The organism is Bradyrhizobium sp. BR 1432 (assembly GCF_051547705.1).
GTDB lineage: Bacteria > Pseudomonadota > Alphaproteobacteria > Rhizobiales > Xanthobacteraceae > Bradyrhizobium > Bradyrhizobium zhanjiangense.
Genome location: NZ_JBPUGF010000003.1, coordinates 1,572,309 through 1,598,194, shown reverse-complemented (window position 1 = coordinate 1,598,194; position 25,886 = coordinate 1,572,309). Strand labels below are relative to the sequence as shown.

Genomic DNA, 25,886 nt, shown 5'->3' with positions numbered 1-25,886 from the left:
CGGCGATGCTGACGTCCGAGTAGAGTTGTGCGAACTCTTGTCCTGTCCGAGCTCGGTGCGTTGAAACTGTCGTAGGCGTATCGCGCGAGAAACAAGGCAGCGACGATAATGACGCCGCCCAGAGCGAGCTTCCCTATGGTGCGAACAATCCGCCAAAAGCCCGTGCCGCCCGTTGGCGGGGCAGGGGGCGGGTCAGGGTCATGCGGTGGGGTATCGGGCAATTGATCCTCCAAATCTAAGAATGAAATATCGAAATGATACAACTTGAGCGTCGATCGATCAATCGCTCTTGCAGTGCCACGGAAGTGACTATTCGCAGTCTATTGACCGTTCGTTTGAGCTGCGCCAAGCTTGCCTGCCGGCGTCACCAGCAAGACCAAAGACCTGCCCGCCGTGATGCTGGAAAGTTTCGGCGATGTCGCGGGCTGCGTCGGTCGCCCGCGGATCGCGGCAGCGGAGTAGAGCTTGGGGCAATCGCGCAGCATCATCGCCGGGCTCGTCGCATCGATCCTGCTGTCGCCGCTCGCCCTTGTCGACGCCGGCGAGGCTGCTGCCGCGCGAAAAATCACGAGACCCAGGCCGAAGCCGTCGCCGCCGGCCAAATGCGAGATGCCGAAATTCCGCATCGTCGTGGATGTCGGGCACACCCCGAACTCCTACGGCGCGTTGAGCGCGCGCAATGATCCGGAGTTCGGCTTCAACTTCCGTCTCGCAAGTCTGATCGCAGCAAAACTCAAGTCCGAAGGCTTTGCCGCAACCCGCCTGCTCGTCACGGACGGCAAGGCGAGGGCGAGCCTGTTCAAGCGCGTCAGTGTCGCGAATGACGACCGGGCCGATCTGTTCCTCTCGGTCCATCACGATTCGGTGCCGGACAAGCTGCTCGAGAGCTGGGAATTCGACGGCGCCACCAGCTATTTCAGCGACCGCTTTTCGGGACATTCGCTGTTCGTGTCGCACCAGAATGCGCACTTCGCCACCAGCCTGTTGCTGGCCCGGATGATCGGCAGGCAGTTGAAGGAGCAGGGCCTGCACTATGCGAGGCGATACACCCTTCCGGTGATGGGCCGCTACCGGCACCAGCTGCTCGACAAGGACGTCGGCGTCTACCGCTACGACGGGCTCATCGTGCTCTCGCGGACGAGAAGCGCCGCGGTGCTGCTCGAGGCCGGCTCGATCATCAATCGCGACGAGGAGATGGAAATGAATTCGTCGGAACGGCAGGAAGCGGTTGCGGAGGCCGTTGCGGCCGCGATGAGGGAGTTTTGCGAGCGGCGGTAGATTGCTTCGCTGCGCTCGCAATGACGGCGTGATGCGGCCGGCGGATCTCACTGTTGTCGTCCTGGCTCAGCACTCGCTCCGCTCGCTTGTCCAGGACGACGTGGAGATATTGTCAGCAGGAAGCTACAGCGGCGCGCCCCGATACTCCCTGTTTGCCAAACTCGCCTCCTCCAGATCGAGATCCCGCTCGATCCGCCGCCGCGTCTCGTCGGTGATCTGACCGTCGCGCAAGAGGTCGTGGATGAATTTGCGCTCGGCGACGATCAGCTCCCGGGTCAGTGCGATGCCGGCGGCGGAGACGTCGTGGTGGGTGGGATCGAGCGAATCGGGAAGCTGGTTGATGCGGATCTCGTGGCGGGCACGAAGGAGCCGCATCACCTCGTCCGATACCTCCTTCTCCGCGGTCAGCGCGTCAAGCGACCTCAGCGCGGCGTCGAGCGCCTGGCGGCGTGCTGCGATCTCGGCCTCGTGCTCGCTGACATGCTCGTTGCGGCCGGCCTCGGCAATGCCGAGCCAGCGCACCACTGGCGGCAGCGTCAGGCCGACGCCGATCAGCGTGATGAAGATGACGCCGAAGGCGACGAACAGAATCAGGTCACGGTACGGAAATGCTTCGCCGTTCGGAAGCGTGAACGGCAGCGCCAGTGCCGCCGCCAGCGACACCGCGCCGCGCACGCCGGTGAAGGCGAGCGTGAACGCCCATTGCCAGGGCGGCGACGGATCGCGCTCGCGCAGCGATTTGCTGAGCATCCGCGGCAGATAGGTCGCGGGATAGAGCCAGGCGAAGCGCGCGATCACGACGATCAACAGAACCACGGCGGTCGCGATCAGGATGTCGTCGAGCGGAAAGGCCTTCGACTTCTCGTAAAGCGCGCGCATCTGGAAGCCGGTGAGCAGGAACAAGAGGCCCTCGATCAAATAGATCACGAGGTCCCAGAAGAAGATGCCCTGCAGGCGTGTTGCGGAAGAAATCAGCAGCGGGCCGTTCCAGCTCACATAGAGACCGCAGGCGACCGTCGCGATCACTCCGGAGCCGCCGACATGCTCGGGCAGCCAGTAGGAGACGTAAGGCGTGATCAGCGACAGCGTGAGCTCGACCTGCGGATCCCCCGACCATTTGCGGAAACGCAGGGAAAGCCACCCCACGCCGATGCCGAAGGCGATCTCGCCGGCGATGATGAGGAGGAATTCGCCGGCCGCCAGCGGCAGCGAGAAATGCCCGACCATGATCGCGGCGAGCGCAAAGCGGTAGAGGATCAGCGCGGTGGCGTCGTTGGCGAGCCCTTCGCCCTCGAGCACGACCAGGATCCGGCGCGGCATGTGCAGCCGGCGCGCGATCGCGAGCGGCGCCACCACGTCGGGCGGCGCGACGATGGCCCCCAGCAGGAAGCCGATGGTCCACGGCAGGCCGATCATGTAATGCGTGGCGGCCGCTACCATGGCTGCAGTGAAGATCACCGCGCCGACTGCGAGCAGCACGATCGGGCGCAAATTCTTCTTGAACTCGCGCCAGCTCATGGCGACGCTTGCCGAGTAGATCAGCGGTGGCAGCACCAGCAGCAGCACCAGCTCGGGCGGCAGTTCCACCGATGGCATGCCCGGCACGAAGGCGAGCCCGACGCCGGCGAGCATCAGCAGGATGGCGGGCGCGATGTTGAAGCGGCGTGCGGTCAGCGCCACGCCTGCCAGCACGGCCAGAAGGATGAGAAAGGTCTGAAACTTCGCTTCCATGACGGTCTGTCTTGACCCGGAAGCGACTGCTGCGTCAATGCGCGCGGCTCACGCCAGCCGCTCGGCCATCCGCCCGATCCGCGCGAACGCCGCCGCGATCTGTGCGGCGCTCGGCGTGCCGCCCTGGGTATAGGCCGCGATCAGGATCGGAGCATCCGGCCGCGGCCACACCACCGCGATATCGCCCGATGCGTCCTTGCCGTTGTTGCCGGTCTTGTCGCCGATCCTCCAGCCTGCCGGCAGGCCGCCGCGCAGCCGGTTTGCGCCGGTCTTGCAGTTCACCATCCATTCGGTGAGCTGCGCGCGCGCGGCCGGCGACAATGAGTCCCCCAGCACCAGGCGGCGCAGGTTTCCGGCCATCGCCGCCGGTGTCGTGGTGTCCCGGGGATCGCCCGGCCGGGAGCGGTTGAGCTCGGGCTCGTTGTGGTCGAGCCGCGAGGTGGTATCACCGATCGATCGCCAGAACGCGGTGAGCGCGGCCGGCCCGCCGATCCGCGCCAGCAGCAGATTGGCGCAGGTGTTGTCGCTGAGCTCGACGATCGCCTTGCACATCTCAGAGACCGACATTGCGCCGGCCGCGAGATTTTGCTTGGCAACCGGCGCATACTCCAAGAGGTCGGCCTGGCCGTAGGGAATCATGGCCGCAAGCTGCTCCTCGCCGCGATCGACCCGCGCCAGTACACAGGCCGCGAGCGAGGCCTTGAATGTCGAGCACATGACGAACCGCTCGTCGGCGCGCCAGGCGAGTTTTGCGCCGGTCGCGAGGTTCTCCGCATAAACGCCGATCCGCCCGCCGCTCTCGCGTTCGTAGGTTTCGAGCTCAGGCGGCGCAGCCGCGGCCAGTGCGGGAGAAGCGGCCATCCAGCACAGCGAGGCGAGCAGGGAGCGACGATCGAGCAGCATGGGGGACTTTCGGGCGAGTGTGGCAGGAAGATGTAGCCTATGCTTCATCCGCACCGTCATTGCGAGCGCAGCGAAGCAATCCAGAATCTCTCCGCGGAGGGATTCTGGATTGCTTCGTCGCAAGGGCTCCTCGCAATGACGTGTGGCGAGAGTTTGCCCGCACTGACGGAGAATGGAAGAGAGCGAGTCCGAATTCGGGCAGCGGAGGGTCGAGGACTCCCTCACTCCCTCAGATCATACCGATATGACTTCGACACGATCTGCCAGCCGTCGGCGAGCTTCATCGCCACCAAATAATCGGTGAAATAGCGCGGCGGGAGTTGGCACCGGACCTTGATGAAAGCGGTCTTGTCATCCGAACGGTCGATGGTGACGATGAAATCCTCGCGCGGCTTGCCTTCGGCCTTGCCGGAGGGGCGCTTGCGCACGCGGTCGAGCCAGTCCGGCACGGTCAGCACCTGCAATTCGCCCTTCTCGACCCAGCGCAGGTCTGCGGAGGGATGGAAGATGGCGCCGAGCTTTTCGGCGTCGCCCTCATAGAGACCGTCGAAATAGGATTGCACGACGGCTTCGACACTTGAACGATTTGGGCTCATGGGTCATCCCTTCGAATGATGGCTTGGGGCGAACTTAGTCGTACGCATCAAAATGCGCTATGGGTGTCTGTCGCCAATTGCGCGAGGACGCTGAAATGACCGCATCAGAGAAATCGAACGCCCGTATCCTGATCGGCGAATGCTATTGCCGCACCGTGCGCTTCGAGGTGACGGATGCGTTCTCCTATGCGATGAACTGCCACTGCTCGAACTGTCGCCGCACCACCGGCGCCGCCTTCAAGCCGTTCGCGGGCATCGCCCAGGACCAGCTCCGCATCGTCAGGGGCGGCGACCAGCGGATCATGTTCGGCGACGACACCACCCATGACGCGCATTGTGCCCGATGCGGCTCGCTGCTCTATTCCCGGGTGCGTGGAGGAGAATGGGTCCATGTCGCCATGGGAACCCTGGTCGATACCCCCTCGATCCGGCCGAGCGCCCACATTTTCGTGGGCTCGAAGGCGCCCTGGCACGAAATCACGGACAATCTACCGCAATATCGGGAGCACATCGGGGTTGTCTGAGGGAACCCGATCCTCCCCGCGAACCCGCGATCCCTCTGGTGCGACAAACAAAAGTGGCCTTTCGGCTTGTCGTTGGTACCTTCGTGACCTCCATCACAAGCGCCCGCGGTGGATCTTGCTAAAGCGGTCCCAAAGGGCCCAAGCGGCCCCGAATTTCGGAAGTCGTGTCATGCGCAATTTGCTCAGACTTTGTCCGCTTCTCCTCGCCCTCGCGCTGCTGCTCGGCGCCCAACCTGCTTTCGCCGGCAAGCGCGTTGCGCTGGTGCTCGCCAATTCGGCCTATCAGCATGCGCCGTCGCTGGCCAATCCCGTCAATGACGGTTCGGTGATGGCGAAGACGCTGAAGGAGGCCGGCTTCGATGTCGTCGAGTCTCGGCACGATCTGTCGGCGCTGGATACGCGGCGCGTGCTCCGCGACTTCGCGGATGCGACCCGCGATGCCGACATCGCCGTGGTCTACTATGCCGGCCACGGCATCGAGGTCGAAGGCTCCAACTATCTGATCCCGGTCGATGCCAAGCTCGAGCGCGACACCGACGTCTACGACGAGGCGCTTTCGCTCGATCGCATCCTGGTCGCGGTCGAGCCCGCAAAGCAGCTCCGCCTGGTGATCCTGGATGCCTGCCGCGACAATCCGTTCGGCAAGAGGATGAAGCGCACGATTGCCTCGCGCGGCATCGGCCGCGGCCTCGCCCAGGTCGAGCCGACCAGCCCCAACACGCTGATCGCCTATTCGGCCAAGGCCGGGTTCACGGCGCAGGACGGCGACGGCGCCAACAGCCCGTTCACGGTGGCGCTGTCGAAGCATCTGACGACGCCGGGCCTCGACGTCCGCCGCGCCTTCGGCTTCGTGCGCGACGACGTGCTCAAGTCGACCGGCAACAAGCAGGAGCCGTTCGTCTATGGCTCGCTCGGCGGCGAGGATGTTCCGCTGGTGCCGGTGAAGATGACGGCTGCGGCCCCCGCACCTGCGGCGAACCCGCAGGCCGATATCCGCCGCGATTATGAGCTCGCGCTCCAGGTCGGCAACAGGGCGGCGTGGGATGCCTTCCTCGCCCAGCATCCCGACGGTTTCTATGCGAGCCTTGCCAAGCTTCAGCTCGAGAAGATCGGCGCCGAGCAGGCTCATGCCGCGGCGATCGCGAAGGCGAAGCAGGCCGAGGTCGAGCGCGATCGTCTTGCCGCGCTCGGCGCCCAGAAGGATGCGCAGGCCAAGGCTGCGGCCGATGCCAAAGCCGCCGAACAGGCGCAGCTTGCTGCCCAGAAAACGAAGGAGCAGGCGCAGCAGCAGGCCGCCGCGGCTGAGCAGCAGCGCGTCAACCTCGCCGCTGCGGCACCGGGCGCAGCGCCGGCCAGCACGGCCGGTCCGGCCGGCACCAACGTCGCCGCGCTGACGCCTGCGACTACGCCGGCTGATCTCAGCCGCTCGGTGCAGACCGAGCTCGGCCGCGTCGGCTGCTTCTCCGGGCAGGCCGACGGCAATTGGAATGCGTCCTCGCAGCGATCGCTGTCGCAGTTCAACCGTTATGCCGGCACCAAGCTCGACGTGAAGGTGGCGAGCACCGATGCGCTCGATGCGGTCAAGTCAAAACCATCGCGCGTCTGCCCGCTGGTCTGTGAGCACGGCTTCAAGGCCGACGGCGACAAATGCAGCAAGATCGTCTGTCGTGACGGCTATGCGGTCAACGACGACAATGAGTGCGAGAAGCAGCGTGCCGCCAAGCCCGCAACGGCCAAGCGTGTAACTGCCAAGCGCGACGATGGCGAAGAGCGTCCTGCACGGCAGCGTCGTCAGTCCGCCGGCGCAGCAGGCGGTTATGGCGCCGCTGCCGGCGTTGCTGCTGCCGCTGGCGGCGGCCGCGCGACGGGCGGCGGACAGGTCTACTGCAATAGCGGTGGCTGCCGTCCGGTCCATCGCGGCTGCCGTCTCGAATATCGCGGCGGCGGCGGCCCCGGCAACGACGCCAATGCCGAGGTCTGTTACTAGGGATCGCGGTGTTCCCACATGGTCGTCCTGGCTTTCGCCAGGACGACTCCCTGGAGTGAGTTCAGGTCGCAATCGCGCTTGCCGCGATGTTCACCGTCAGGGCCAGCAACGCGGTGTTGTAGATGAAGGACACGATGCCGTGCGCGGTCGCCGTGCGGCGGATGGTCTTGTCGGTGATGCCGACGTCGGAGACCTGCGCGGTCATGCCGATCACGAACGAGAAATAGACGAAATCCCAATAATCGGCGTGGTCTTCCTTGTCGCCGCTCGGAAACTGAAGGCCTCCTGCCGTGCCGTCCCGATAATAATCATGCGCGTAATGCAGTGCGAAGGTCGTGTGCACGGCAGCCCACGACAGCGCGATCGTTGTGATCGCGATCGTCAGCTCCAGGACGCCGCGATGCGACGTGCCGAGCTCGGAGACGATCGCCGCGATGCTGGCGAAGGCGCCGGTCGCCGTCACCAGCAGGATCACGAAGCGGCCGTCGTCCTGCATCGCGGCGGCGCGACGGATGTGCTGGTGATCGTTGCACAGCATCATCGCATAGACTAGCACGAGATAGACCGCGATCAGTGCGTCCCAGCCGAACAAGAGCCGCGTCACCAGCCGGTGCGTGCCCGGCAGCAGCAGGCAGACGAGGACGCCGACAGCGAGTGCGATGAACGTTCGCGGCCGCGCATAAAGCAGCCGCATCGGCCGCGACATCTGGCGGAAGCGGACGAGGACGGGATCCTCTTTGCCGCCGGTCGCCATCGACGCGCGTCAGTTCTTCCGTTCGGCGACGAATCGCGCCGCGGCTTGCAGCACGGCGGCGCGGTCGCCGAAGATCGACACGGCGCTGTCGGCGCGCGCGAGCAGGTCGCGCACGCGCTGCTTGGCGCCTTCGATGCCGAGCTGGGTGACGAAGGTGGTCTTGCCGAGCGCGGCGTCCTGGCCCGAGGGCTTGCCGAGCGCTGCCGCATCGCCTTCGACGTCGAGCAGGTCGTCGGCGATCTGGAAGGCCTCGCCGAGCGCGCGGCCGTAATCGTCGAGCGCCTGGTATTCTTTCTGCGAGGCTTGGCCGAGGATTGCACCGGCGATGCAGCCATAGCGCAGAAGTGCGCCGGTCTTCATCTGCTGAATACGAGCAACATCGATCGGTTCGTTGCCGCCGAAGCGGCCTTCGCCGGCGAGATCGAGGATCTGGCCGCCGACCATGCCGCCGATACCGGCGCAACGCGCCAGCGCGCGCGTCAAGAGCAACCGCACATTGGCATCGCGATGGATCTCGTCGCGGGTGACGATGTCGAAGGCGAGCGTCAAAAGACCGTCGCCGGCAAGGATCGCGGTGGCGTCATCGGTCTGCTTGTGCAGGGTGGGGCGGCCGCGGCGCAGGTCCGAATTGTCCATGGCCGGCAGATCGTCATGGATCAGCGAATAGCAGTGAATGCATTCGAGCGCGGCGCCCACGAGCAGCGCCGCTTCGCGCGGCACGCCGAACACGGTCGCGCTCTCGACCACAAGGAACGGCCGAAGACGCTTGCCGCCGTTCAGGCTCGAATAGCGCATTGCGTCCATCAGTCGCTTGGGCCGGGCGATCTCGTCGTGCAGGATGTCGTCCGACAGCAGGCGCCCGAGCAGGGCCTCGGTGTCATCAGCGGTCTTGTCCAGACGTTTGGCGAAATCGGACGGGGACGTGCCGGTCATCAAGAAGGGCTCCAGAACTAAAATTCGGCCGGACAATCCTTTATGCGCCCGCCTCAGTCAATCGTTTGGAAGGCCTAAAAAGTGCTGGAAAAGGCCCGAATTATCACAGACTTAATGGCCCAGCCCGTGGCCGCGTTTCATTTTGCGCCGGAAAGGTCGATTTGCGCATCGTCAAGATCCTGCTGGTCGTGCTCGCGGTCGTGGCTCTCGCGCCCTATGTGATCGCGCCGTTTTACCGGACCGGCCATCCGGTTTCGACGCTGATGGTCTGGCGTTCGCTTCGGGGCGCGCCGATGCAGCGGCAATGGATCGATCTGGCGGCGATGTCGCCGTATCTGCCGCGGTCGGTGGTGGCAGCCGAGGACGCGCATTTCTGCAAGCATCATGGCATCGACTGGGGTGCGCTGCGTGAGGCGATCGATGACGCCCAGGAGGACGGTACGCCGTTCCGGGGCGCCTCCACCATCACCCAACAGGTCGCAAAGAACCTGTTCCTCTGGCAGGGGCGGGACTTCGTCCGCAAGGCGCTGGAATTCCCGCTGGCGCTGTGGATCGACCTCGTCCTGCCCAAGCCGCGGATCCTGGAGATTTACCTCAACATCGCAGAGCTCGGTCCACAGGGGCAGTTTGGCGTCGACGCGGCCAGCCTCTATGCCTTCGGCAAGTCGGCCGCTAGCCTCTCCTCCCGGGAAGCCGCCCTTCTGGCCTCGACCCTGCCCAATCCGGTCAAACGCAGTGCCCGGACCCCGGGACCCGGTGTCAGGCGGCTGGCGGCGACCTATATGGCGCGGGGGCAGGCGAGCTCGCTTGCGACCTGCTGGCGCGAAAATCGCTGATTTCGGGCCCATTTCGGGCGTATTTTCTGGCCCAAGAGCCTAGCTTTACAGCCAGCCTTCCTCTATAAGCGCGGCCTTGATCGGCATTCAGCTCGCCTCGTATTGCGGGTGCTGAGCCGTCCCTTCGCGGACGATGCCCTTGATGACACCAATCCCTAGAGGATATTGAAATGGCCGTTCCGAGAAGAAAAACCTCGCCGTCGCGCCGTGGCATGCGCCGCTCGGCAGACGCCATCAAGAAGCCGACCTATGTGGAAGACAAGGACTCCGGCGAGCTCCGTCGTCCGCACCATCTCGACCTCAAGACCGGCATGTACAAGGGCCGCCAGGTCCTGAAGAAGAAAGATCCTGAAGGCAGGACCTTTCTTCAGGCGGGATGATTGGGCCCGCCTGATTTCGGCCAACCCATGAGATAGACGGTGACGGCGGCGGAGCAAATGCTTCGCCGCCGCATTGTCCTGTCCGGATATCTTGATCGAGAAGGCATTTTGCCGATGGTCGGTTTCCCGCTGCTTCTGATTCCGCTCGCGGTCTACAACATCATCGCCTTCCTGATGCCGACGGTGTCCTTTACGGACGTGCTGTTCAAGGTGCCGATGGTGTCCGGTGAGACCTGGCCGGTCACGCTTGCCGACCTCCTGCTCGCGCTCGGCGTGGTGCTGCTGCTGCTCGAGGTGGTCAAGGGCGCGCGGCCCGGCTCGAAATTCCTGATGGATCACCTGCTGTCGCTGATCGTGTTCGGCACGGCCGCCGCCGAATTCGTGATGTGGCCCAAATTCGGCAACTCCACCTATTTCCTGCTGGTGCTGCTCGCGATGGCCGACTTCCTCGGCGGCATCGCCCAGCGCACGCGCCGTCGCGTCACCTATGTCGCCGAGACGACGGTGGCGGCGCCACGCAAGGCCAAGCGCCAGGAAGCGCCGGAGGAGGACGTGGCGTCCGAGCGCAAGTTCGAGCCGGTGATTGCGCCGCAGCCGGCACCGGCGGTGCCGCCCGCACCGTCGGCGCAATCCGTCGCCGAATCCGTGCTGATGGATCATCCGGCGCCCAAGCCGGTGCAGGGCGCGCCCTCGCCGGAAATCCCCTCGCCGCAGCTTCAGCCGGGCAACGGCACGCCGTCCTCTCCCGACGCGCCACCGCGCTGATTTCTCTGGATTCGCCTGCATCTCACCGCGGAGGCTGTGCGCTCCCTCGCCCCGTTCTTACGGGGAGAGGGTTGGGGTGAGGGGCCTCTCTCCACGGATGAGATAGCTGTGAGACCTGTACCCCCTCACCCGGATCGCGAGAGCGATCCGACCTCTCCCGCAAGCGGGGAGAGGTAAGAAGCGCCGTCTCACTTCAAATCAATCTCAAGCCACCTGCCGTGTCCGCGCGCTGACGCTTTGCAGCGGGCGCTGGCTGCCATAGGCCATCAGCGCGTCTTCGGACGAGGCGCGGCGAAGCCGGCTCGTCTGGGGCATGTGCTCGGCATTGGCGATCAGTTGGGTGACGAAGCTGGGATCGGGGCGCGGCAGCGGCGCCTTGTGGACCCACTGCAACGTCGGCATCACCGGCACGAGGGCCGTGCCTGTGCCGTTGTCCGCCGCGTCCGATCGATCAGTACTCAACATCGCAATCACCGTTGATCCGGCCGGATTGTCGCATTTCGGGACGCTGGCGCCGGTGCGTGTCATGTACTCGCAAGCCCTATGCCGGCCGGGCCCGATTGGTTCCCTGGGGTCGGCAAACGTGGTTTCCAAATTGTTTATCAACTTTGCCTAGGGTCGAGGGCGAATCTGGCTTTATTCTGTGCCGGCTCAGGACTTTCCCACTGTCCCGAAACGAGGCGATTTTGACCCCAGCATTGCCGCAAGCCTCCGACATCCTGGCCGCGCTCGGCCAGGCCGTGTTCGCCTGGGACATCGCCAGCGACGTCATCGTCTGGGGTGAGCAGGTCAGCGCCGTCTTCCCGGGCATTCCCGCCGAGCGGCTCGCCACCGGGGCCGAATTCGCCAAGCTGATCGAGCCGGCGCAATCGCTGCGGACCGCTGCGCTGGCACAGACCTCCGCCGTGCACGGTGCCGACGGCACACCTTACCGGGTCGAGTACGGCGTGCGCATGAGCGCCTCCGATCCCGTGGTCTGGATCGAGGAGACCGGCCGCTGGTTTGCCGGTCCCGACGGCCGCCCCACGCGCGCGATCGGCTCTGTTCGCATCAACAATGAGCGTCATGCCCGCGACGAGGAATTGAGGAAGCTGGCCCGGCTCGATCCCTTGACCGGCGAGCTCAACCGCTCCCATCTGATCGCGTCGCTGGCCGAGGCGATCGAGGAGACGACCCGCTTCCGCTCGACCGCAGCCTTCATGCTGGTCGGCATCGATCATCTCGCCCGCGTCAACGACGCCTTCGGCTTCGACGTCGCCGACGCGGTGATCCTCGACGTCGCCAAGCGCATTCGTGCGCGCTTGCGCGGCGGCGACGTGCTCGGCCGCTTCTCCGGCAACAAGTTCGGCCTGATCCTGAAGAACTGCACCGTCGACGACATGAACGTTGCCGCCGAGCGCTTCCTCGCCGGCATCCGCGACGAGGTGGTGCCGACGAAATCAGGGCCGGTCTCGGTCACCGCGTCGATCGGCGCGGTCAGCGTGCCGCGCTATGCCCGCAACACCGACGAGGCGGTCAACCGCGCCCATGAGACGCTGGATGCTGCCAAACGCCGCCGCGTCGGCTCGTTCGCGACATGGCGCCCGGATGCCGCGCGCGACGCGCAGCGCCGCGTCAACATCCGCGTCACCGACGAGATCGTCACCGCGCTGAACGAGCGCCGCATCAAGCTCGCCTATGAGCCGGTGGTCTCCGCCGCCTCGCGCGAACGCGCCTTCCACGAGTGCCTGGTGCGGATGGATCAGGGCGATGGCCAGGTGCTGCTCGCACCCGACATCGTGCCGGTCGCCGAACGGCTCGGCCTGATTCGCCTGGTCGATCATCGCGTGCTCGAACTCGTGGTCGCCGAGCTTGCGGCTGCGCCCGACGTCTGCCTCAGCCTCAACATCTCGCCTGATACGACCATGGATCCCGATTGGTGGGCGGGAATCGAATCGCTGATGCTGGCCCATCCCGGCGTCGCCGAGCGGCTGATCGTCGAGATCACCGAAACGGTCGCGATCCAGGACATCGATGATGTCCGCGGCTTTGTCACGCGGCTGAAGAATTTCGGCAGCCGCATTGCCATCGACGATTTCGGCGCCGGCTACACCTCCTTCAGGAACCTGCGCAAGCTCGGCGTCGACATCGTCAAGATCGACGGTGCCTTCGTCCAGAACGTCACGCGGTCCGCCGACGACCGCGCCTTCGTGCACACCCTGATCGACCTCGCCCGACGCCTCGATATCAAGACGGTCGCCGAATGGGTGCAGGACGAAGAGGCCGCAAGCATGCTGCGCGACTGGGGTTGCGACTACATCCAGGGCCGCCTGATCGGACTCGCCTCCGCCGAGCGCCCGTGGGGCGTGGCGGCAGATAGCGCACTACCCGCGGCGGGGTAGGAGTTATTCGCTCGCCAAGCTTGCGCACTCGCTTCCCCTCTCCCCTTGCGGGAGAGGGTGGCTCGCCGCCTAGCGGCGAGACGGGTGAGGGGTCTCCCTCCGCGAGTCGATTTCTTGCGATTGAGTTTGAGGAGGCAACCCCTCATCCGGCGCTTTGCGCCACCTTCTCCCACAAGGGGAGAAGGAAGAGATCGTGCAGCGGCTACGAAATCTCTCACGCCCCTTCATCCAATGCCACCAGCTCGCGCTTCTTGCGCAGCGCGGGCAATAGCGGCGCGATCAGCAGCACCGTTGCGAGTGCAAGGCAGGCCGCCGAGATCGGACGCTGCACGAAGGTCCAGAGATCGCCCTGCGACAGGATCAGCGACTTGCGCAGATTGTTCTCCAGCATCGGGCCGAGCACGAAGGCGAGCACCAGCGGCGCCGGCTCATAGCCGAGCTTGCGCATGAAATAGCCGATGATCCCGAACGCGATCATCACGTAAACGTCGAACACGTTGTTGCTCGAGCAATAGACGCCCAGGATCGTGAACAGGATGATCAGCGGGAACAGGATGTTGTAGGGCAGCTTCAAGAGCTGCACCCACATGCCGATCATCGGCAGGTTGAGGATCAGCAGCATGACGTTGCCAATATACATGCTGGCGACGATGCCCCAGAACAGGCCGGGATTCTGCGTGATCAGCAGCGGTCCCGGTTGCAGGCCGTGAATGACAAAGGCGCCGAGCAGCAGCGCCATCACCACGTTCGGCGGGATGCCCAAGGTCATTAGCGGAATGAACGCGCCGCCGGCCGCCGCGTTGTTGGCGGATTCGGGGCCCGCGACGCCCTCGATCGCGCCGTGGCCGAACCGTTCCGGCGTTTTCGACAGCCGCTTCTCCAGTGCATAGGACGCGAACGAGGCCACCACGGCACCGCCGCCCGGCAGGATGCCGAGCAGAAAGCCGAGCAGGGTGCCGCGCGCCACCGGGCCGGCGCTCGCCTGCCAGTCGGTCTTGTTGGGCAAGAGCTGCGTGATCTTGGCGTTGATGATGTCGCGCTTGATCGCCTGCTCGGTGTTGAGCAGCACCTCGGCGACGCCGAACAGGCCCATCACGACCGGCACGAGGCCGATGCCGTCGATCAGCTCCATGCGGCCGAAGGTGAGGCGCGGCTGTGCCGTGATGCTGTCGAGACCGATCAGGCCGAGCACGACGCCGATGCAGGCCATCAGCAGCGCCTTCGGCATCGAGCCCTGGGTCAGGAAGGTGAGCACGACGAGGCCGAGCACCATCAGGCTGAAATACTCGGCCGGGCCGAACGCGATGGCGATGCTGGCAAGCCTCGGCGCCACCAGCATCAGCGCGACCAGCGCAAAGGTGCCGGCGATGAAGGAGCCGAACGCGGAGATGCCGAGCGCAGGGCCCGCACGGCCCTGCTTCGCCATCTGGTGGCCGTCGATGCAGGTGACGACGGAGGCCGCCTCGCCGGGGATGTTGACCAGGATCGAGGTGGTCGAGCCGCCATACATCGAGCCGTAATAGATGCCGGCCATCATGATGATGCCGGATTCCGGCGTGCCCGAGAGCGTCACCGGCAACAGCAGCGACATCGCCGAGATTGGGCCGATGCCCGGCAGCACGCCGACCAGCGTGCCGATGAAGACACCGATGAAGCAATAGAGCAGGTTGATCCCGGTCAGCGCGACGCCGAACCCATGGGAGACATTGGAAAGCGTATCCATGCGATCAGCCGATCCCGAACAGGCCCGAGGGCAGCTGGATCAAAAGCAGCCGCTTGAGCACCCACCACATGCCTGATGGCACCAGCACCGCGATCGGAATCGCCAGCGTCCAGCGCACGGGATCGATCAGGCGCAACAGCAGCAGCATCAACGGGATCGCCGACAACAGGAATCCCAGCGGCTCCAACGCGAATGAGAATGCGGTGAGGCAGGCGATGACGAGAAGCGGCTTGCTCCAGCGCACATTTTCCCAGCGCGAGGCCAGCGTCGGTCCGCCCTCGGTGATGGCCGAGATGATGATGGAGCTTGCGAACACGCAGATCAGGATGCCCGTGTAGAACAGCACGTAACCGGAGCCGGGATCGTTGATGGTGCCGAGCTTGAGCTTCAGCCCCGACCAGATCACGAAGCTGCCGAGCGCGAGCCCGATCAAGCCGCCCCAAAGTTCGGAATTGCTGAGGCGGAGTTTGACGTTGGTTTGGTTGGTCATCGACGCCCTCTCGGCCGTTCCCCGGACGCTGCGCAGCGCGAAGCGGTGCGCTGCAGATCCGGGGTCCATGGATGCGTGGCAAGAGTGGGTCCCGGCTCTGCGGTGCACCGCTGAAGAGGCGCTGCACCGCGTCCGGGACACGGAGGTGGCTCAGTTCTACTTCTTCGCAAGCCCGAGCGTGTCGATCACCTTGCGCTCGGACTCCGTGACCTCGACGACGAACTTCTTGTAGTCCTCGGTGTTCTTGTAGTTCGGCACCATGTCGTATTTGGCGAGCGTTGCCACGACGGCGGGGTCCTCGACCGCCTTCTTGAAGGCATCGTGCAGCTTGGCGACGATTTTCGGATCCATCCCCTTGGGGCCGGCGATGCCAAACGGCGAATCATAAATCATGGGATAGCCGAGCTCCTTCAGCGTCGGCACGTCAGGGTAATTCGGCGAGCGGGCGCCGGTCCACACCATCAACAACCGCAGCTTGCCGGCATCGACCAGCGGCCGCCATCCCGTGGAATCCGCCTGAAGCATCGTATGCTGCCCCAGGACCGCGGCGTTGGTTTCCGCGCCGCCTTTGAACGGTACCTGCGTGAGCTTGATGCCGGACATCGCGGCAATCTGCTCCATGCCGATATGCAGCGAGGTGCCGGTGCCCGGCGTCGCGTAGGTCACCTTGCCCGGGTTCGCCTTGGCGAACTCCACCACGTCCTTCCAGCTCTTGAACTGGGATTCCGCATTGGTGGTGACGCCGAAGGTATAGCCGGTGAGATGGATGACGTAGGTAAAATCCTTCGCCGGATCCCACGACACCTCCTGCATCAGAGGCAGGCGGAAGACGGTGATCGGGATCTGCGAGATGGTGTAGCCGTCCGGCTTCGCGCCCGCGGCCATGGTCGCAGGTCCCACGGTGCCGCCGCCACCGGCCTTGTTGTCGATCACGATGGGCTGTCCCAGAACCTTCGAAGCGCTGTCGGCGATCGCGCGCATCGAGATGTCAGTCGAACCGCCGGCCGGCCATGGCACGATCAGCGTGATCGGCTTGGTCGGATAGTCCTGCGCACTGGCGGCAGTGGAGAGCACTGCACCCATGACCGCATGTATGGCGGCCAAGGCAATCGTCTTCAGCCCGTATCGCGACATCGAAACGCCTCCCTCGCAGCGGCCTCGCTCGGGCCGCCGTCTCTCGTTCTTGTGGGGCGATTGTTTCCGAAATCACGAGAGAAGAAAAGCGCCATTGCGCGTGTGCCAGGCCAGCGCGAGACGGCAATTCCGCCGGAAACCATCCATGCGACAATTGGTCGTTTGGCAGCGTGCCGAGATACGGAATTTGAGTGGGGAAAGCTGCTACGCCACGCGGCGGACTGCGCTCAGCGTCTCGATGGTGCCGCCGACCTCGGCCGCCGGGCATGGCTTGCCGAAATAATAGCCCTGCACGGCGGTGCAGCCGCATTCGCGCACGAAGTCGAGTTGCTCCGCGGTCTCCACACCCTCCGCCGTGGTCTCGACGCCGAGCACGGAGCCGAGGCTGGCGATGGTGCGGACGATGGCAACGCTTTCCGGGCTTTCGCCGAGCGTGCCGACGAAAGAGCGGTCGATCTTGATGCGGTCGAACGGAAATTTGCGCAAATAGCTCAGAGAGGAATAGCCGACGCCGAAATCGTCGAGGCTGACCCGCACGCCGAGTGCGCGAAGCTGGTGCAGGATCTCGATCGTCGCCTCGCTGTCGTCGAGCAGCGCCGTCTCGGTGACCTCGAGCTCGAGTCGTCGTGGCGGCAGGCCGGCCTCCGCAAGTGCGCTCGTGACCATCGCCACCAGGCCGCGCGAGCGGAACTGCACCGGCGACAGGTTTACCGCGACGGTGACCTCGGGCCAGGAGACGGCGGTCGCACAGGCGGTGCGCAGCACCCATTCGCCGATCGGGACGATCAGCCCGGTCTCTTCCGCGATCGGAATGAATTCGGCCGGCGAGACGAAGCCGCGCGAGGGATGCTTCCAACGCAACAGCGCTTCGAAGCCGGTGAGCTCGGAGCTGTCGAGCCGTACCTGCGGCTGGAACACGAGATGGAATTCACGTGATTCCAACGCGCCGCGCAGATCCTGCTCCAGCGCGTGCCGGCTGCGTGCCTCTTCTTCCATCTCGGGCTCGAACAGCTGGTAGGCGCCGCGTCCCTTTGCCTTGGCCTGGTAGAGGGCGAGGTCGGCGCATTTCATCAGCTCGTCGGCATCAAGCCCGTGATCGGGCGCGATCGCGATGCCGACGGAGACGCCGACATGGATCGACTGGCTTTCCAGCGGCGGCGGATGGCCGATGATCTCGACCAGGCGACGAGCGAGTTTTTCAGCTGCTTGCGGCTGCGGTCCGCGCTGGAGTACGGCAAACTCGTCGCCGCCGAGCCGCGCGACGGTATCATGCTCGCCGACATTCTCCCTCAGTCGCGCCGCAACCCAGCGCAGCAGGCGATCGCCTGCTGCGTGGCCGAGGCGGTCGTTGACAGTCTTGAAATTGTCGAGGTCGAAACACAGCACGGCCATCGCGCCGCCGGCGATCGCGACCTGGTTCAGCCCTTCGCTCATCTTCTCGCGGAATAGCGTGCGGTTGGGCAGGTCAGTCAGGGAATCGTGGCGCGCCATGTGCGCGACGCGGGCCTGGGCCTTGTGGCGCTCGGTGACGTCCTCATAGGTGACGACCCAGCCGCCAAGCTCCATCCGCTTGTGATTGAGCTTGATGATGCGGCCATCGTTCAAATGGCGGTGCAGCGTGTGCTCGCCCTCGCGCAGCCTCTCGACATAGTCGGCATAGAGCCGCGCGCCTGTGGTGTTCGGGTGAATGCCCAGTTCGCAGCTATGCTCCATGATCTCGCGCATCGAGACGCCCGGTTTCACGATCTCGGGCGACAGCCCGTACATCTCGATATAGCGGCGGTTGCAGACGATGATGCGCAGGCTCGAATCGAGCATGCACAGCCCCTGGCTCATGTTGTTCAGTGCGGCGTCGAAACGTCGATACTGCTCGCTCAGCTCCTCAACCGCGCGTTCGCGTTCGGTGATGTCCTCGTAGGTGGCGACGAAGCCGCCGTCTGGCTGCGCGCAGTAACGCACCGAGATCACGGAGCCATTGGACATGCGCCGTCGCATCGACGAGGAATCGCGGTTCGCGATTCTCGCGCTGGCGGCTTCCAGGAGCTGCTGCGGGCTGTATTCGGAAGCGAACGCGCCGTTCGCCATCGAACGCTCGATCAGCTCGGAAAGATGCGTGCCGGGCCGGGTCTCCTCGGGCGACAGCCGGTAGATCTTGCGGTAGTTCGTGTTGCAGACGCGGAGCCGCATGTCGCTGTCGTAGAAGGCGAGTCCGTGCGCCATGTTCTCCAGCGCTGCATCGAGGATGAAGTTCTGCTTCCTCAGCGTCTCCTCGTATTGCAGCCGCTCGGTGACGTCTTCGTGCACCGTCACCCAGCCGCCGTCGGGCAGGAAGCGGGAGACCGCCTGCACCATCCGCCCGTCATAGCGCATCACCAGCAGGGTTTTCGCCTTCCTGGCGCGCACGTCGTCCAGCCTGGTGTCATGGAATTCATCGGCCGACATGCCCGGCAGGTTGCCGCGCGAAAGCCAGTGGTCGATGGCCGCGCTGTGCGTGACGCCCGGCTTCATGATCTCGGGGTCGAGGTTGTAGAGCTTCAGGAAACGTTCGTTGCAGACGACGACGCGGCTGTCGGCATCGTACATGATGAGGCCGTGCGACATGTTCGCGAGCGCGTGCTGGCTGCGCTCCGTCTGCACGCGCAATTCCGCCTCGAGCCGTGCGAGACGAGTGACGTCGTCGCAGATCGTCATCCAGCCGCCGCCGGGAAGAGGCTTCAACTCGAGCGCCATGACGAGTCCGCTTGCAAGCCGCTGTTCGGTGCGGAATGGTTTGCCCGCTGCGATTTGCGCAATCCGCGCCGAATACAACGCATCAAGCTCGTCCTGGGGGAAGTTTCCGCGTGTCGCGCTGTGGGCAAGCACCTCGCGATAGCTCGTGCCCACCCGCACGATATCGGCCGACATGTCGAACAGCGTGAGATAGCGCTGATTGACCAGCACGATCCGGTTGTCGGCATCGTAGACGCAGACGCCCTGCTCCATGTGGTCGAGCGCAAGCTGGCCGAGTGCGATCAGGGCCGCGGGGGCCTGTTCGCGGTGTGCACCATGCTCGTTGTCGCAGGTCGACGTCATGGGAGTCGCGGATCTCGGCGGGCAATAGACTTAACGCAACGTAATTCAGCTGCCGAGGGTAGCGAAGAGGCCGGAAAATTCCCTTAAGCGCAGTAGTTTACGGAGAGTGACTGGCGATGCGGAGACGCGTGTATCTCGGGGCCGGAATGCGCCCAACATTGCCCGTCGTCCCGGCGAAGGCCGGGACCCATAACCACAGCGAGAAGCTTGGCGGAGATCGGTAGTGAAGAGGTTTGGTACAAACACCGGCGCCTATCGATAGATCACGCGGTATGGGTCCCGGCCTTCGCCGGGACGACAATACGGGATAGATTAGCGCTACGGCCCGTACAGCACGAGCTCCGTATCGGTGAGATCGGCAAGCTGTGGCCGATGCGGGCCCTTGAAATATTTGCGGCCGCGGCGCTCTGTGTAGAGGCCGATGAGGCCGGGAAGCGGGCTGTTGCAATCGACGGCCACCGAGATTTTGCCGAACCGCAGCAGCAGCCGGCCGATCCGGCCGGCGCAGGCGGCATATTCGGCGATGTTGCGGCAGTAGATCAGTTTCATCGCGGGCGGCGCGATGAAGCCGCGGCGGATGCGCACCGGTTGCAGGATGAAGGGGAACGTTCCCTGCGGCGTGCGGCAGACCAGGCTGAGGCAATTGTAGCGCGCATGACGTGTCAAGAGCTCGGTCTCTGCGTCGGAGAGCCCTTCGATCGCCTTGGCGTGCTGCGAGATCACCTCGATCTTGCTCCAGCGCGGGGCGCGCGCCAGCGCGGGCATCGAGAAGAAGATGCCGCGGCAGTAATCACGAAAGCCCTGCGTCTCGATGATGGGCCAGGTCCACGGCGCCGGGCTGATGTTGAGGTAAGTGACGTCCTTGTGCCGCTGCGCAATCTTGGTCAGCAGCGGCGCGTAGTTGCGATAGGCCGGATCGACATACCAGCTCGACAAATTGCACTGGATGGCGGTCTCTTCGCTGTTTTTGCGCGCCGTGTAGATCAGCAGCAGCACGCCGACCGGCGTGCCGTCATCCTCGAGCATGTAGCCGAAGCGCGGATAGCCCTCCGGCACGGTCCGGAAAGCCTGCCGGCGCAGGCCCTGGATCCAATAGTCACGCGAGCGGCCGACGAAGCCGCGCGTCAGCAGGTCCGCGATGGCTTCGACATCGGACTCGGTGATTTCGCGGCATCGGACCTTGGTGTGGATCACGTTCGTCTTGCCCGTGGAAATGATCGGCCTCGTGAGTTCCGTTAGCGCCAGCCTTCGCCATGGGCCTCGGCCGCAACATGCGGCTGTAAGCCCAGGACGTCGCGCACCTTGGCCGGCCAAGCGGCGGTATCAGTGCCGTGGGTGTGGAACATGGCGACCGCGAGCCGGTCCATGCCGAAGGCAACGCAGCCGGTGTGGGCCGGCTCGCCATTGGCGTCCCTAATGTCCCAGGTCGTGCCGAAATGCTCGCGGTGATAGTTGAAGCTCATGCAGGCGGTCGGCTGCTCTTCCGAGCGCAGCGGGATCAGGAGTTCGAACTTCAGCTGCTGCTGCTTCTGGCTCACCGCCTTCATCTGGCCGACGCGGCCGAAGAAGGGATCGCTGGCATAGTCGACGCGGAAGGTGAGGCCGAGATCGCGCGCGATCGCCTGCGCGCGGACCATCCAGCGCTCGCGGAAGTCGGCGACGTCATCGGGGCTGCCGATGCAGACATATTCGCGCATCCGGAACGATTGCAGCCGGTCGAGATGCTTCGACGGCTCGCGGCGGAAGCAGTCGGCGGCGACGTCGAAGCGCAGACCGCCCTTCGGCAATTGGCCGCGGCTCGCCGCGATCGGGTAGACGGGATAGCAGGCGGCCGGCGACAGCACGAGGTCGGCCGGCGAGAGCGATGAGGTCCAGTCGCCGCCGGCATCGAAGCGGCTCACCGCGGCGTTGATCTCGCGTTCGGTGCCGTGCAGGCCGCAGACGCAGCCGAGCAGGTTCGGAAAGCTCTTGAGGTAGCCGGACTTCTCCAGCTGAGCCCGGCTCATCACCGGCGGAAAGCGCATCACCTCGGTTCCGGCCTCGCGATGGCTAGTGATCAGCGTGGCGAGCTTCTCGACGATGCCTTCATAGAGCGCGGTGCGAGCGTAGACCCCGTCCGAGCCCATGCGGTGGAACAGTTTGTCGGCGAGATGATCGAGCGGATCGATGATCTGCGGCGCGGTCTCGGGCGAATTGGGGAGGACGGCAATATTCATGGGTCGATGTCCTGCTATTTCAAAATTGTTCTTGTTGATTCAGTCACGAAGGCTCATTGGCACGCCGCTCATCAGCGTCGCTGTCGCGGCGTTGGCGAGAATACGGTCGTTGTTGATCATGATCGGCGACGACAGCACGTCGCGCAGGTGACGGCCCATCGTGAACTCGCCGTCGTTGCGGTAGCCGGAAAGACCCGCGGTGCGCATCGCATGCATCACCGTCTCGACCGCGAGCTCGGAGGCCTGCACCTTCAAAAGCGTGATCGAGGACTGGAAGTCGAGCGAGCCGAGCGCGCGCTCGTCATGCTCGGCGCGATCGAAAGCATCGATATTGGCTGCTATCAGCGCGCGCAGCTTGGCGAGCGACATCTTGGCGGCAGTGAAATGCGCCGCGGCCGGCGGCATTTGCCCGCCGGAGCTGCGGGCCGCCTTGCGGATGAAGGCCTGCGCGCGGGTCACCGCGGCGGCGGCAATGCCGGCCCAAGCCGACGACCAGCACAAATGCGCGAATGGCGTCATGGTCTGGGCGTGGATCTTGTCGTAGGATTCCGGGAAGACGCGGTCGGCGGGGCAATCGACCTTCAGCTCGAAACCGGTCGAGCAGGTGCCGCGCATGCCGAGCGTTTCCCAGCCCAGCGTCCGCTTCAGCGAATAATCGTCCTTGGCGAGCGCCAGCAGCACTTGGTCGGAAGCGGCGGCGTCGGTGGCGCGGCGGGCGATGGTGACGAGGCCGTCGGCCTCGGCGCCGTAGGAGATGACGGTGGCGTCGCGCACCAGCGACACGGTGTCGCCGGCGTGGTCGACCGCGGCCGCGCTGGCGCGGATGTTGCCGCCGTTCTGGCCTTCGGTGGTGGAGGAGGCGAGCAGCCACTGGTCGCGCGCGACCCGGCGCATCATGGTTTCCATCCAGGGGATGCCGTGGCCGTGCCTGACGACGCAGGCGACCTTGGTCTGGTGCATTGCGTAGATCATCGCAGTGGAGGCGCACGCGCGCCCGAGCGTGTAGCAGACATCGGTGACGTCATAGATCGAAGCGCCGAAGCCGCCGAACTCGACCGGGATCATGACGCCGAGCAGCTTTTGCTCACGCGCGACCTCGAAAGCTTTGTGGGGGAAGCGGGCGTCGCGATCGACCCCGTCTGCATCGGCCGCTGCGGCAGCGGCGGTCCGGGCGGCACGCTCGATCAGGGAGGGACCCTGCTCGAGAAAGCTCGTCTGCGTTTCGTCGACAGTGAGGACTGCTTCACGCACGTTCATTCTCGTCCGCCTCCGGTTTGCCGTTCGAGATCGCCGCCATCATTCGCGATGCCGCCAGCGATCCTCCGACCATCTTTGCTTGTAAGACGAGGCTACGGATTTAATTCAAATTCGTCGATGAAATAGAGGGTAAACAAATCCCAATTCCGAACGAACAGTTAAGGTCCGGTTGTTTGCATCACCGGAATTTCCGCGGTCGCGTTAGTGATCTGGAAGAGGTCTGAATTTTAGTCAATCTGAGTCATCGTTTACTAAGAAAAGCGAAGTAACCCTCGCGCCCATTGCGGGATCGACTGGCCGTGCCCATCGTAGCCGGCAGTCCGGTCCGCCTCCGATAGATAGATGGGAATTTGCCGATGCAGGCCTTCGATACCGACGTGCGCGATCGCATCATCAAGCTGGTGAAGGGCATCCTCGAACAGAACTCGCTCACCGCGGACATCACGCCACAGGCGAAGCTCGTGGACGTTGGCCTGACTTCGATGGACATGGTCAATCTGATGCTCGGCGTCGAGGCCGAGTTCGACTTCACCATCCCGCAAGCCGAGATCACGCCGGAGAACTTCCAGTCCGTCGAAACGCTGGAGCGGATGGTCGCGACCCAGCTGCAGCCGGCAACGGCGGCTTAGTTAAACGCGCCAATCTCACAGCGTCGTCCCGGCGCAGGCCGGGACCCATACCGCGTGATCTATCGGTTGCGAACGGTCGTTGTACCGAGCGACGAGTCTTAGCCAAACTACTCCCTGGGGTTATGGGTCCCGGCCCCCGTGCGCAATTGCGCACTAGGCCGGGACGACTTCGAGTGTGAGGCGCGCTCCTCACAGTCCCTCCATCCCCTCTCCACCCCCCGTTTCAAATCCGCTGCAAAACTGGCATAGCTTAACCATGTCGCACGTGGCGGACGGGATGGAGCAGGCATGACGCAGGCGGTATTGGGCATCATCGGCGGCTCCGGCATCTATGATCTGCCGGGCCTGGAGGGCGCGCGCGAAGAGGTAATCAAGAGCCCCTGGGGAGAGCCGTCCGCGCCCGTGCGGCGCGGCACCATGGCGGGCCTGCCGGTCGTGTTCCTGCCGCGGCACGACAAGGGCCATCGGCTGTCGCCCTCCGACATCAACTATCGCGCCAATATCGACGTTCTGAAGCGGGCCGGCGTCACCGACCTGATCTCGCTGTCGGCCTGCGGTTCCTTTAGGGAGGAACTGCCGCCCGGCACCTTCGTTCTCATCGATCAGTTCGTTGATCGCACCCACAAGCGCGAGAGCTCGTTCTTCGGCAAGGGTTGCGTCGCGCATGTGTCGATGGCGCATCCGATCTCGCCGCGGCTGCGCATTCACCTGGCCGCAGCCGCCGAGGCCGAGGGCATCGCAATCGCGCGGACCGGTACCTATGTCTGCATGGAAGGGCCGCAATTCTCTACCTATGCGGAAAGCATGACGTACAAGACGCTGGGCTACTCCGTGATCGGCATGACCAACATGCCCGAGGCGAAGCTCGCGCGTGAGGCGGAGCTCTGTTACGCCACCGTCGCGATGGTGACGGATTTCGATTGCTGGCATCCCGACCACGATGCGGTCACCGTGCAGGATATCATCCGTGTGCTGAACTCGAATGCCGACAAGGCGAAAGCGCTGGTGGCGCGGCTGGCGAGGGATTTTCCGCGCGAGCACGAGTCGTGCCCAATCGGTTCGGATCGTGCGCTCGACACTGCGCTGATCACGGCGCCCGAGGCGCGTGATCCCGAGCTTTTGAAGAAGCTCGATGCGGTGGCAGGGCGCATCCTGCGTGGTTGAGACGAAAGGCAGAATGCCATGAAGGTCGACGGCAAGCATTTTCGCAGCATCTGGCGTGAGCGTGACGGCTGGTCGGTCGGCGCGATCGACCAGCGCAGGCTGCCCCACGAGTTCGTCATTGCGAAGCTGACGTCATGCGAAGACGCGGCAGTCGCCATCCACGACATGCTGGTGCGCGGTGCGCCGCTGATCGGCGCCACCGCGGCTTACGGCATGGCGCTGGCGATGCGCGAGGACGCCTCCGACGCCGGCCTGAAGCGTGCCTATGAGACGCTCGTCGTGGCGCGGCCGACCGCGATCAATCTGAAATGGGCGCTGGACGAGATGCGCGCGGGGCTGGCGCCGATCGATCCGGTCGAACGGGCGGAGGCGGCCTACGCGCGTGCCGACGAGATCGTCGAGCAGGACGTCGAGATCAACCGCGGCATCGCCGGCAATGGCCTCAAGCTGATCGAGGCGATTGCGGCGAAGAAGCCGGGCGAGGTGGTCAATGTCCTGACTCATTGCAACGCCGGCTGGCTTGCGACGGTCGACTGGGGCACGGCGACGGCGCCGATCTATCTCGCGCATGAGCGCGGCATCAAGGTCCATGTCTGGGTCGACGAGACCCGTCCGCGCAACCAAGGCGCCTCGCTCACGGCCTGGGAGCTGGGCCATCACGGCGTGCCGCACACGGTGATCCCGGACAATACTGGCGGCCATCTGATGCAGCACGGCATGGTCGATCTCGCCATCGTCGGCACCGACCGCGTCGCCGCCAATGGCGATGTCTGCAACAAGATCGGCACCTATCTGAAGGCACTCGCCGCGCATGATAATGGTGTGCCGTTCTACGTTGCGCTGCCGTCGCCGACGATCGACTTCGCCGTTCATGATGGAATCCGCGACATCCCGATCGAGCAGCGCAGCGGGTTGGAGGTCACCGACATGACCGGTCGCACCGCCGACGGCCGGCTGGAGACGGTGCGTATCGTGCCGGAGGGTTCGCCCGTCGCGAACTATGCGTTCGACGTCACGCCGGCGCGTCTCGTCACCGGCCTGATCACGGAGCGCGGCGTGCTGAAGCCGGATCGTGAATCGCTCGCGGCCGCCTTTCCCGAGCGGATCGCCGCCGCGGCGGAATAGTTCTATCC

23 protein-coding genes are annotated in these 25,886 nt (G+C 64.7%); 10 read left to right on the top strand and 13 right to left on the bottom strand.

Going from position 1 to position 25,886, the window contains the following annotated elements:
• Positions 1-465 precede the first annotated feature (465 nt).
• Positions 466-1,278: an N-acetylmuramoyl-L-alanine amidase gene (locus tag ACSKB8_RS07650; RefSeq protein ID WP_438103505.1), complete on the top strand. Its 813-nt coding sequence runs from the start codon at positions 466-468 to the stop codon at positions 1,276-1,278.
• A gap of 123 nt (positions 1,279-1,401) precedes the next feature.
• Here the strand turns inward: ACSKB8_RS07650 and ACSKB8_RS07645 are convergent, their stop codons facing one another.
• The 3 genes from ACSKB8_RS07645 to ACSKB8_RS07635 form a co-directional block, all read right to left on the bottom strand.
• The gene (locus ACSKB8_RS07645) at positions 1,402-3,009 is read right to left on the bottom strand and encodes a Na+/H+ antiporter (protein ID WP_438103504.1); all 1,608 of its coding nucleotides are present in this window, start codon (positions 3,007-3,009) and stop codon (positions 1,402-1,404) included.
• Between the two features lie 48 nt (positions 3,010-3,057).
• On the bottom strand, positions 3,058-3,912 hold the full coding sequence (gene bla / locus ACSKB8_RS07640; protein ID WP_438103503.1) for a class A beta-lactamase: 855 nt from the start codon (positions 3,910-3,912) through the stop codon (positions 3,058-3,060).
• Between the two features lie 221 nt (positions 3,913-4,133).
• Positions 4,134-4,508, bottom strand: coding sequence for a nuclear transport factor 2 family protein (locus tag ACSKB8_RS07635; protein ID WP_130219830.1), 375 nt, complete (start codon positions 4,506-4,508; stop codon positions 4,134-4,136).
• A 95-nt stretch (positions 4,509-4,603) separates the two neighbouring features.
• Here ACSKB8_RS07635 and ACSKB8_RS07630 point away from each other — a divergent pair, with 95 nt between their 5' ends.
• Together ACSKB8_RS07630 and ACSKB8_RS07625 are read left to right on the top strand one after the other, a co-directional pair.
• Positions 4,604-5,032 carry a GFA family protein gene (locus ACSKB8_RS07630; RefSeq protein ID WP_438103502.1) on the top strand — a complete coding sequence of 143 codons (429 nt, stop codon included), beginning with the start codon at positions 4,604-4,606 and terminating at the stop codon, positions 5,030-5,032.
• Positions 5,033-5,201: 169 nt separating this feature from the next.
• Positions 5,202-7,019: a caspase family protein gene (locus tag ACSKB8_RS07625; protein WP_438103501.1), complete on the top strand. Its 1,818-nt coding sequence runs from the start codon at positions 5,202-5,204 to the stop codon at positions 7,017-7,019.
• Positions 7,020-7,080: 61 nt separating this feature from the next.
• On the opposite strand, the gene ACSKB8_RS07620 is transcribed toward ACSKB8_RS07625, so the two are convergent.
• The gene (locus ACSKB8_RS07620) at positions 7,081-7,773 is read right to left on the bottom strand and encodes a DUF1345 domain-containing protein (RefSeq protein WP_438103500.1); all 693 of its coding nucleotides are present in this window, start codon (positions 7,771-7,773) and stop codon (positions 7,081-7,083) included.
• A 9-nt stretch (positions 7,774-7,782) separates the two neighbouring features.
• Positions 7,783-8,706 (bottom strand): polyprenyl synthetase family protein, encoded by a 924-nt coding sequence (locus ACSKB8_RS07615; protein WP_128930779.1) that lies wholly within the window; start codon positions 8,704-8,706, stop codon positions 7,783-7,785.
• Positions 8,707-8,867: 161 nt separating this feature from the next.
• Here ACSKB8_RS07615 and mtgA point away from each other — a divergent pair, with 161 nt between their 5' ends.
• From mtgA to ACSKB8_RS07600, 3 genes are all read left to right on the top strand, one after another.
• Positions 8,868-9,542 (top strand): monofunctional biosynthetic peptidoglycan transglycosylase, encoded by a 675-nt coding sequence (gene mtgA / locus ACSKB8_RS07610; RefSeq protein ID WP_438103499.1) that lies wholly within the window; start codon positions 8,868-8,870, stop codon positions 9,540-9,542.
• Between the two features lie 170 nt (positions 9,543-9,712).
• A complete protein-coding gene (gene rpmF, locus ACSKB8_RS07605; protein WP_438103498.1) occupies positions 9,713-9,922 on the top strand; it encodes a 50S ribosomal protein L32 in 210 nt (69 codons plus the stop codon).
• A 114-nt stretch (positions 9,923-10,036) separates the two neighbouring features.
• Complete coding sequence (locus ACSKB8_RS07600) at positions 10,037-10,687, top strand: hypothetical protein (protein ID WP_438103497.1); 651 nt, start codon at positions 10,037-10,039, stop codon at positions 10,685-10,687.
• Positions 10,688-10,891: 204 nt separating this feature from the next.
• Here the strand turns inward: ACSKB8_RS07600 and ACSKB8_RS07595 are convergent, their stop codons facing one another.
• Positions 10,892-11,152, bottom strand: a complete 261-nt coding sequence (locus ACSKB8_RS07595; protein ID WP_438110448.1) for a hypothetical protein — start codon at positions 11,150-11,152, stop codon at positions 10,892-10,894.
• Between the two features lie 221 nt (positions 11,153-11,373).
• On the opposite strand from ACSKB8_RS07595, the gene ACSKB8_RS07590 reads away from it, so the two are divergent.
• Positions 11,374-13,068: an EAL domain-containing protein gene (locus ACSKB8_RS07590; RefSeq protein ID WP_438103496.1), complete on the top strand. Its 1,695-nt coding sequence runs from the start codon at positions 11,374-11,376 to the stop codon at positions 13,066-13,068.
• 214 nt (positions 13,069-13,282) lie between these two features.
• Here the strand turns inward: ACSKB8_RS07590 and ACSKB8_RS07585 are convergent, their stop codons facing one another.
• The 7 genes from ACSKB8_RS07585 to ACSKB8_RS07555 form a co-directional block, all read right to left on the bottom strand.
• Positions 13,283-14,791 (bottom strand): tripartite tricarboxylate transporter permease, encoded by a 1,509-nt coding sequence (locus ACSKB8_RS07585; protein ID WP_438103495.1) that lies wholly within the window; start codon positions 14,789-14,791, stop codon positions 13,283-13,285.
• 4 nt (positions 14,792-14,795) lie between these two features.
• The gene (locus ACSKB8_RS07580) at positions 14,796-15,281 is read right to left on the bottom strand and encodes a tripartite tricarboxylate transporter TctB family protein (RefSeq protein WP_438103494.1); all 486 of its coding nucleotides are present in this window, start codon (positions 15,279-15,281) and stop codon (positions 14,796-14,798) included.
• A 156-nt stretch (positions 15,282-15,437) separates the two neighbouring features.
• The gene (locus tag ACSKB8_RS07575; RefSeq protein WP_438103493.1) at positions 15,438-16,415 is read right to left on the bottom strand and encodes a tripartite tricarboxylate transporter substrate binding protein; all 978 of its coding nucleotides are present in this window, start codon (positions 16,413-16,415) and stop codon (positions 15,438-15,440) included.
• 204 nt (positions 16,416-16,619) lie between these two features.
• A complete protein-coding gene (locus tag ACSKB8_RS07570; protein WP_438103492.1) occupies positions 16,620-19,487 on the bottom strand; it encodes a PAS-domain containing protein in 2,868 nt (955 codons plus the stop codon).
• A gap of 318 nt (positions 19,488-19,805) precedes the next feature.
• Positions 19,806-20,681 (bottom strand): acyl-CoA acyltransferase, encoded by an 876-nt coding sequence (locus ACSKB8_RS07565; RefSeq protein ID WP_438103491.1) that lies wholly within the window; start codon positions 20,679-20,681, stop codon positions 19,806-19,808.
• 41 nt (positions 20,682-20,722) lie between these two features.
• Positions 20,723-21,703 carry an amino acid--[acyl-carrier-protein] ligase gene (locus ACSKB8_RS07560; protein ID WP_438103490.1) on the bottom strand — a complete coding sequence of 327 codons (981 nt, stop codon included), beginning with the start codon at positions 21,701-21,703 and terminating at the stop codon, positions 20,723-20,725.
• 39 nt (positions 21,704-21,742) lie between these two features.
• Positions 21,743-22,960, bottom strand: coding sequence for an acyl-CoA dehydrogenase family protein (locus ACSKB8_RS07555; RefSeq protein ID WP_438103489.1), 1,218 nt, complete (start codon positions 22,958-22,960; stop codon positions 21,743-21,745).
• A 356-nt stretch (positions 22,961-23,316) separates the two neighbouring features.
• On the opposite strand from ACSKB8_RS07555, the gene ACSKB8_RS07550 reads away from it, so the two are divergent.
• The 3 genes from ACSKB8_RS07550 to mtnA all read left to right on the top strand — a co-directional run bounded on the left by ACSKB8_RS07550 (position 23,317) and on the right by mtnA (position 25,878).
• The gene (locus ACSKB8_RS07550) at positions 23,317-23,589 is read left to right on the top strand and encodes a phosphopantetheine-binding protein (RefSeq protein WP_370990712.1); all 273 of its coding nucleotides are present in this window, start codon (positions 23,317-23,319) and stop codon (positions 23,587-23,589) included.
• Between the two features lie 288 nt (positions 23,590-23,877).
• Entirely contained in the window at positions 23,878-24,753 is an 876-nt protein-coding gene (locus ACSKB8_RS07545; RefSeq protein ID WP_438103488.1) for an S-methyl-5'-thioadenosine phosphorylase, read from the top strand.
• 18 nt (positions 24,754-24,771) lie between these two features.
• Complete coding sequence (gene mtnA, locus ACSKB8_RS07540) at positions 24,772-25,878, top strand: S-methyl-5-thioribose-1-phosphate isomerase (protein ID WP_438103487.1); 1,107 nt, start codon at positions 24,772-24,774, stop codon at positions 25,876-25,878.
• The last annotated feature ends 8 nt before the right edge of the window (positions 25,879-25,886 follow it).

What these genes read in the sequence shown, in the direction of transcription:
- rpmF (WP_438103498.1), top strand. Translation starts at nt 9,713, where the DNA reads ATGGCCGTTCCGAGAAGAAAAACCTCGCCGTCGCGCCGTGGCATGCGC.
- ACSKB8_RS07600 (WP_438103497.1), top strand. Translation starts at nt 10,037, where the DNA reads ATGGTCGGTTTCCCGCTGCTTCTGATTCCGCTCGCGGTCTACAACATC.
- ACSKB8_RS07595 (WP_438110448.1), bottom strand. Translation starts at nt 11,152, where the DNA reads ATGTTGAGTACTGATCGATCGGACGCGGCGGACAACGGCACAGGCACG.
- ACSKB8_RS07645 (WP_438103504.1), bottom strand. Translation starts at nt 3,009, where the DNA reads ATGGAAGCGAAGTTTCAGACCTTTCTCATCCTTCTGGCCGTGCTGGCA.
- ACSKB8_RS07630 (WP_438103502.1), top strand. Translation starts at nt 4,604, where the DNA reads ATGACCGCATCAGAGAAATCGAACGCCCGTATCCTGATCGGCGAATGC.
- ACSKB8_RS07575 (WP_438103493.1), bottom strand. Translation starts at nt 16,415, where the DNA reads ATGTCGCGATACGGGCTGAAGACGATTGCCTTGGCCGCCATACATGCG.
- ACSKB8_RS07625 (WP_438103501.1), top strand. Translation starts at nt 5,202, where the DNA reads ATGCGCAATTTGCTCAGACTTTGTCCGCTTCTCCTCGCCCTCGCGCTG.
- ACSKB8_RS07635 (WP_130219830.1), bottom strand. Translation starts at nt 4,508, where the DNA reads ATGAGCCCAAATCGTTCAAGTGTCGAAGCCGTCGTGCAATCCTATTTC.
- bla (WP_438103503.1), bottom strand. Translation starts at nt 3,912, where the DNA reads ATGCTGCTCGATCGTCGCTCCCTGCTCGCCTCGCTGTGCTGGATGGCC.
- ACSKB8_RS07615 (WP_128930779.1), bottom strand. Translation starts at nt 8,706, where the DNA reads ATGACCGGCACGTCCCCGTCCGATTTCGCCAAACGTCTGGACAAGACC.
- ACSKB8_RS07550 (WP_370990712.1), top strand. Translation starts at nt 23,317, where the DNA reads ATGCAGGCCTTCGATACCGACGTGCGCGATCGCATCATCAAGCTGGTG.
- ACSKB8_RS07620 (WP_438103500.1), bottom strand. Translation starts at nt 7,773, where the DNA reads ATGGCGACCGGCGGCAAAGAGGATCCCGTCCTCGTCCGCTTCCGCCAG.
- ACSKB8_RS07580 (WP_438103494.1), bottom strand. Translation starts at nt 15,281, where the DNA reads ATGACCAACCAAACCAACGTCAAACTCCGCCTCAGCAATTCCGAACTT.
- ACSKB8_RS07545 (WP_438103488.1), top strand. Translation starts at nt 23,878, where the DNA reads ATGACGCAGGCGGTATTGGGCATCATCGGCGGCTCCGGCATCTATGAT.
- ACSKB8_RS07570 (WP_438103492.1), bottom strand. Translation starts at nt 19,487, where the DNA reads ATGACGTCGACCTGCGACAACGAGCATGGTGCACACCGCGAACAGGCC.
- ACSKB8_RS07585 (WP_438103495.1), bottom strand. Translation starts at nt 14,791, where the DNA reads ATGGATACGCTTTCCAATGTCTCCCATGGGTTCGGCGTCGCGCTGACC.
- ACSKB8_RS07555 (WP_438103489.1), bottom strand. Translation starts at nt 22,960, where the DNA reads ATGAACGTGCGTGAAGCAGTCCTCACTGTCGACGAAACGCAGACGAGC.
- mtnA (WP_438103487.1), top strand. Translation starts at nt 24,772, where the DNA reads ATGAAGGTCGACGGCAAGCATTTTCGCAGCATCTGGCGTGAGCGTGAC.
- ACSKB8_RS07560 (WP_438103490.1), bottom strand. Translation starts at nt 21,703, where the DNA reads ATGAATATTGCCGTCCTCCCCAATTCGCCCGAGACCGCGCCGCAGATC.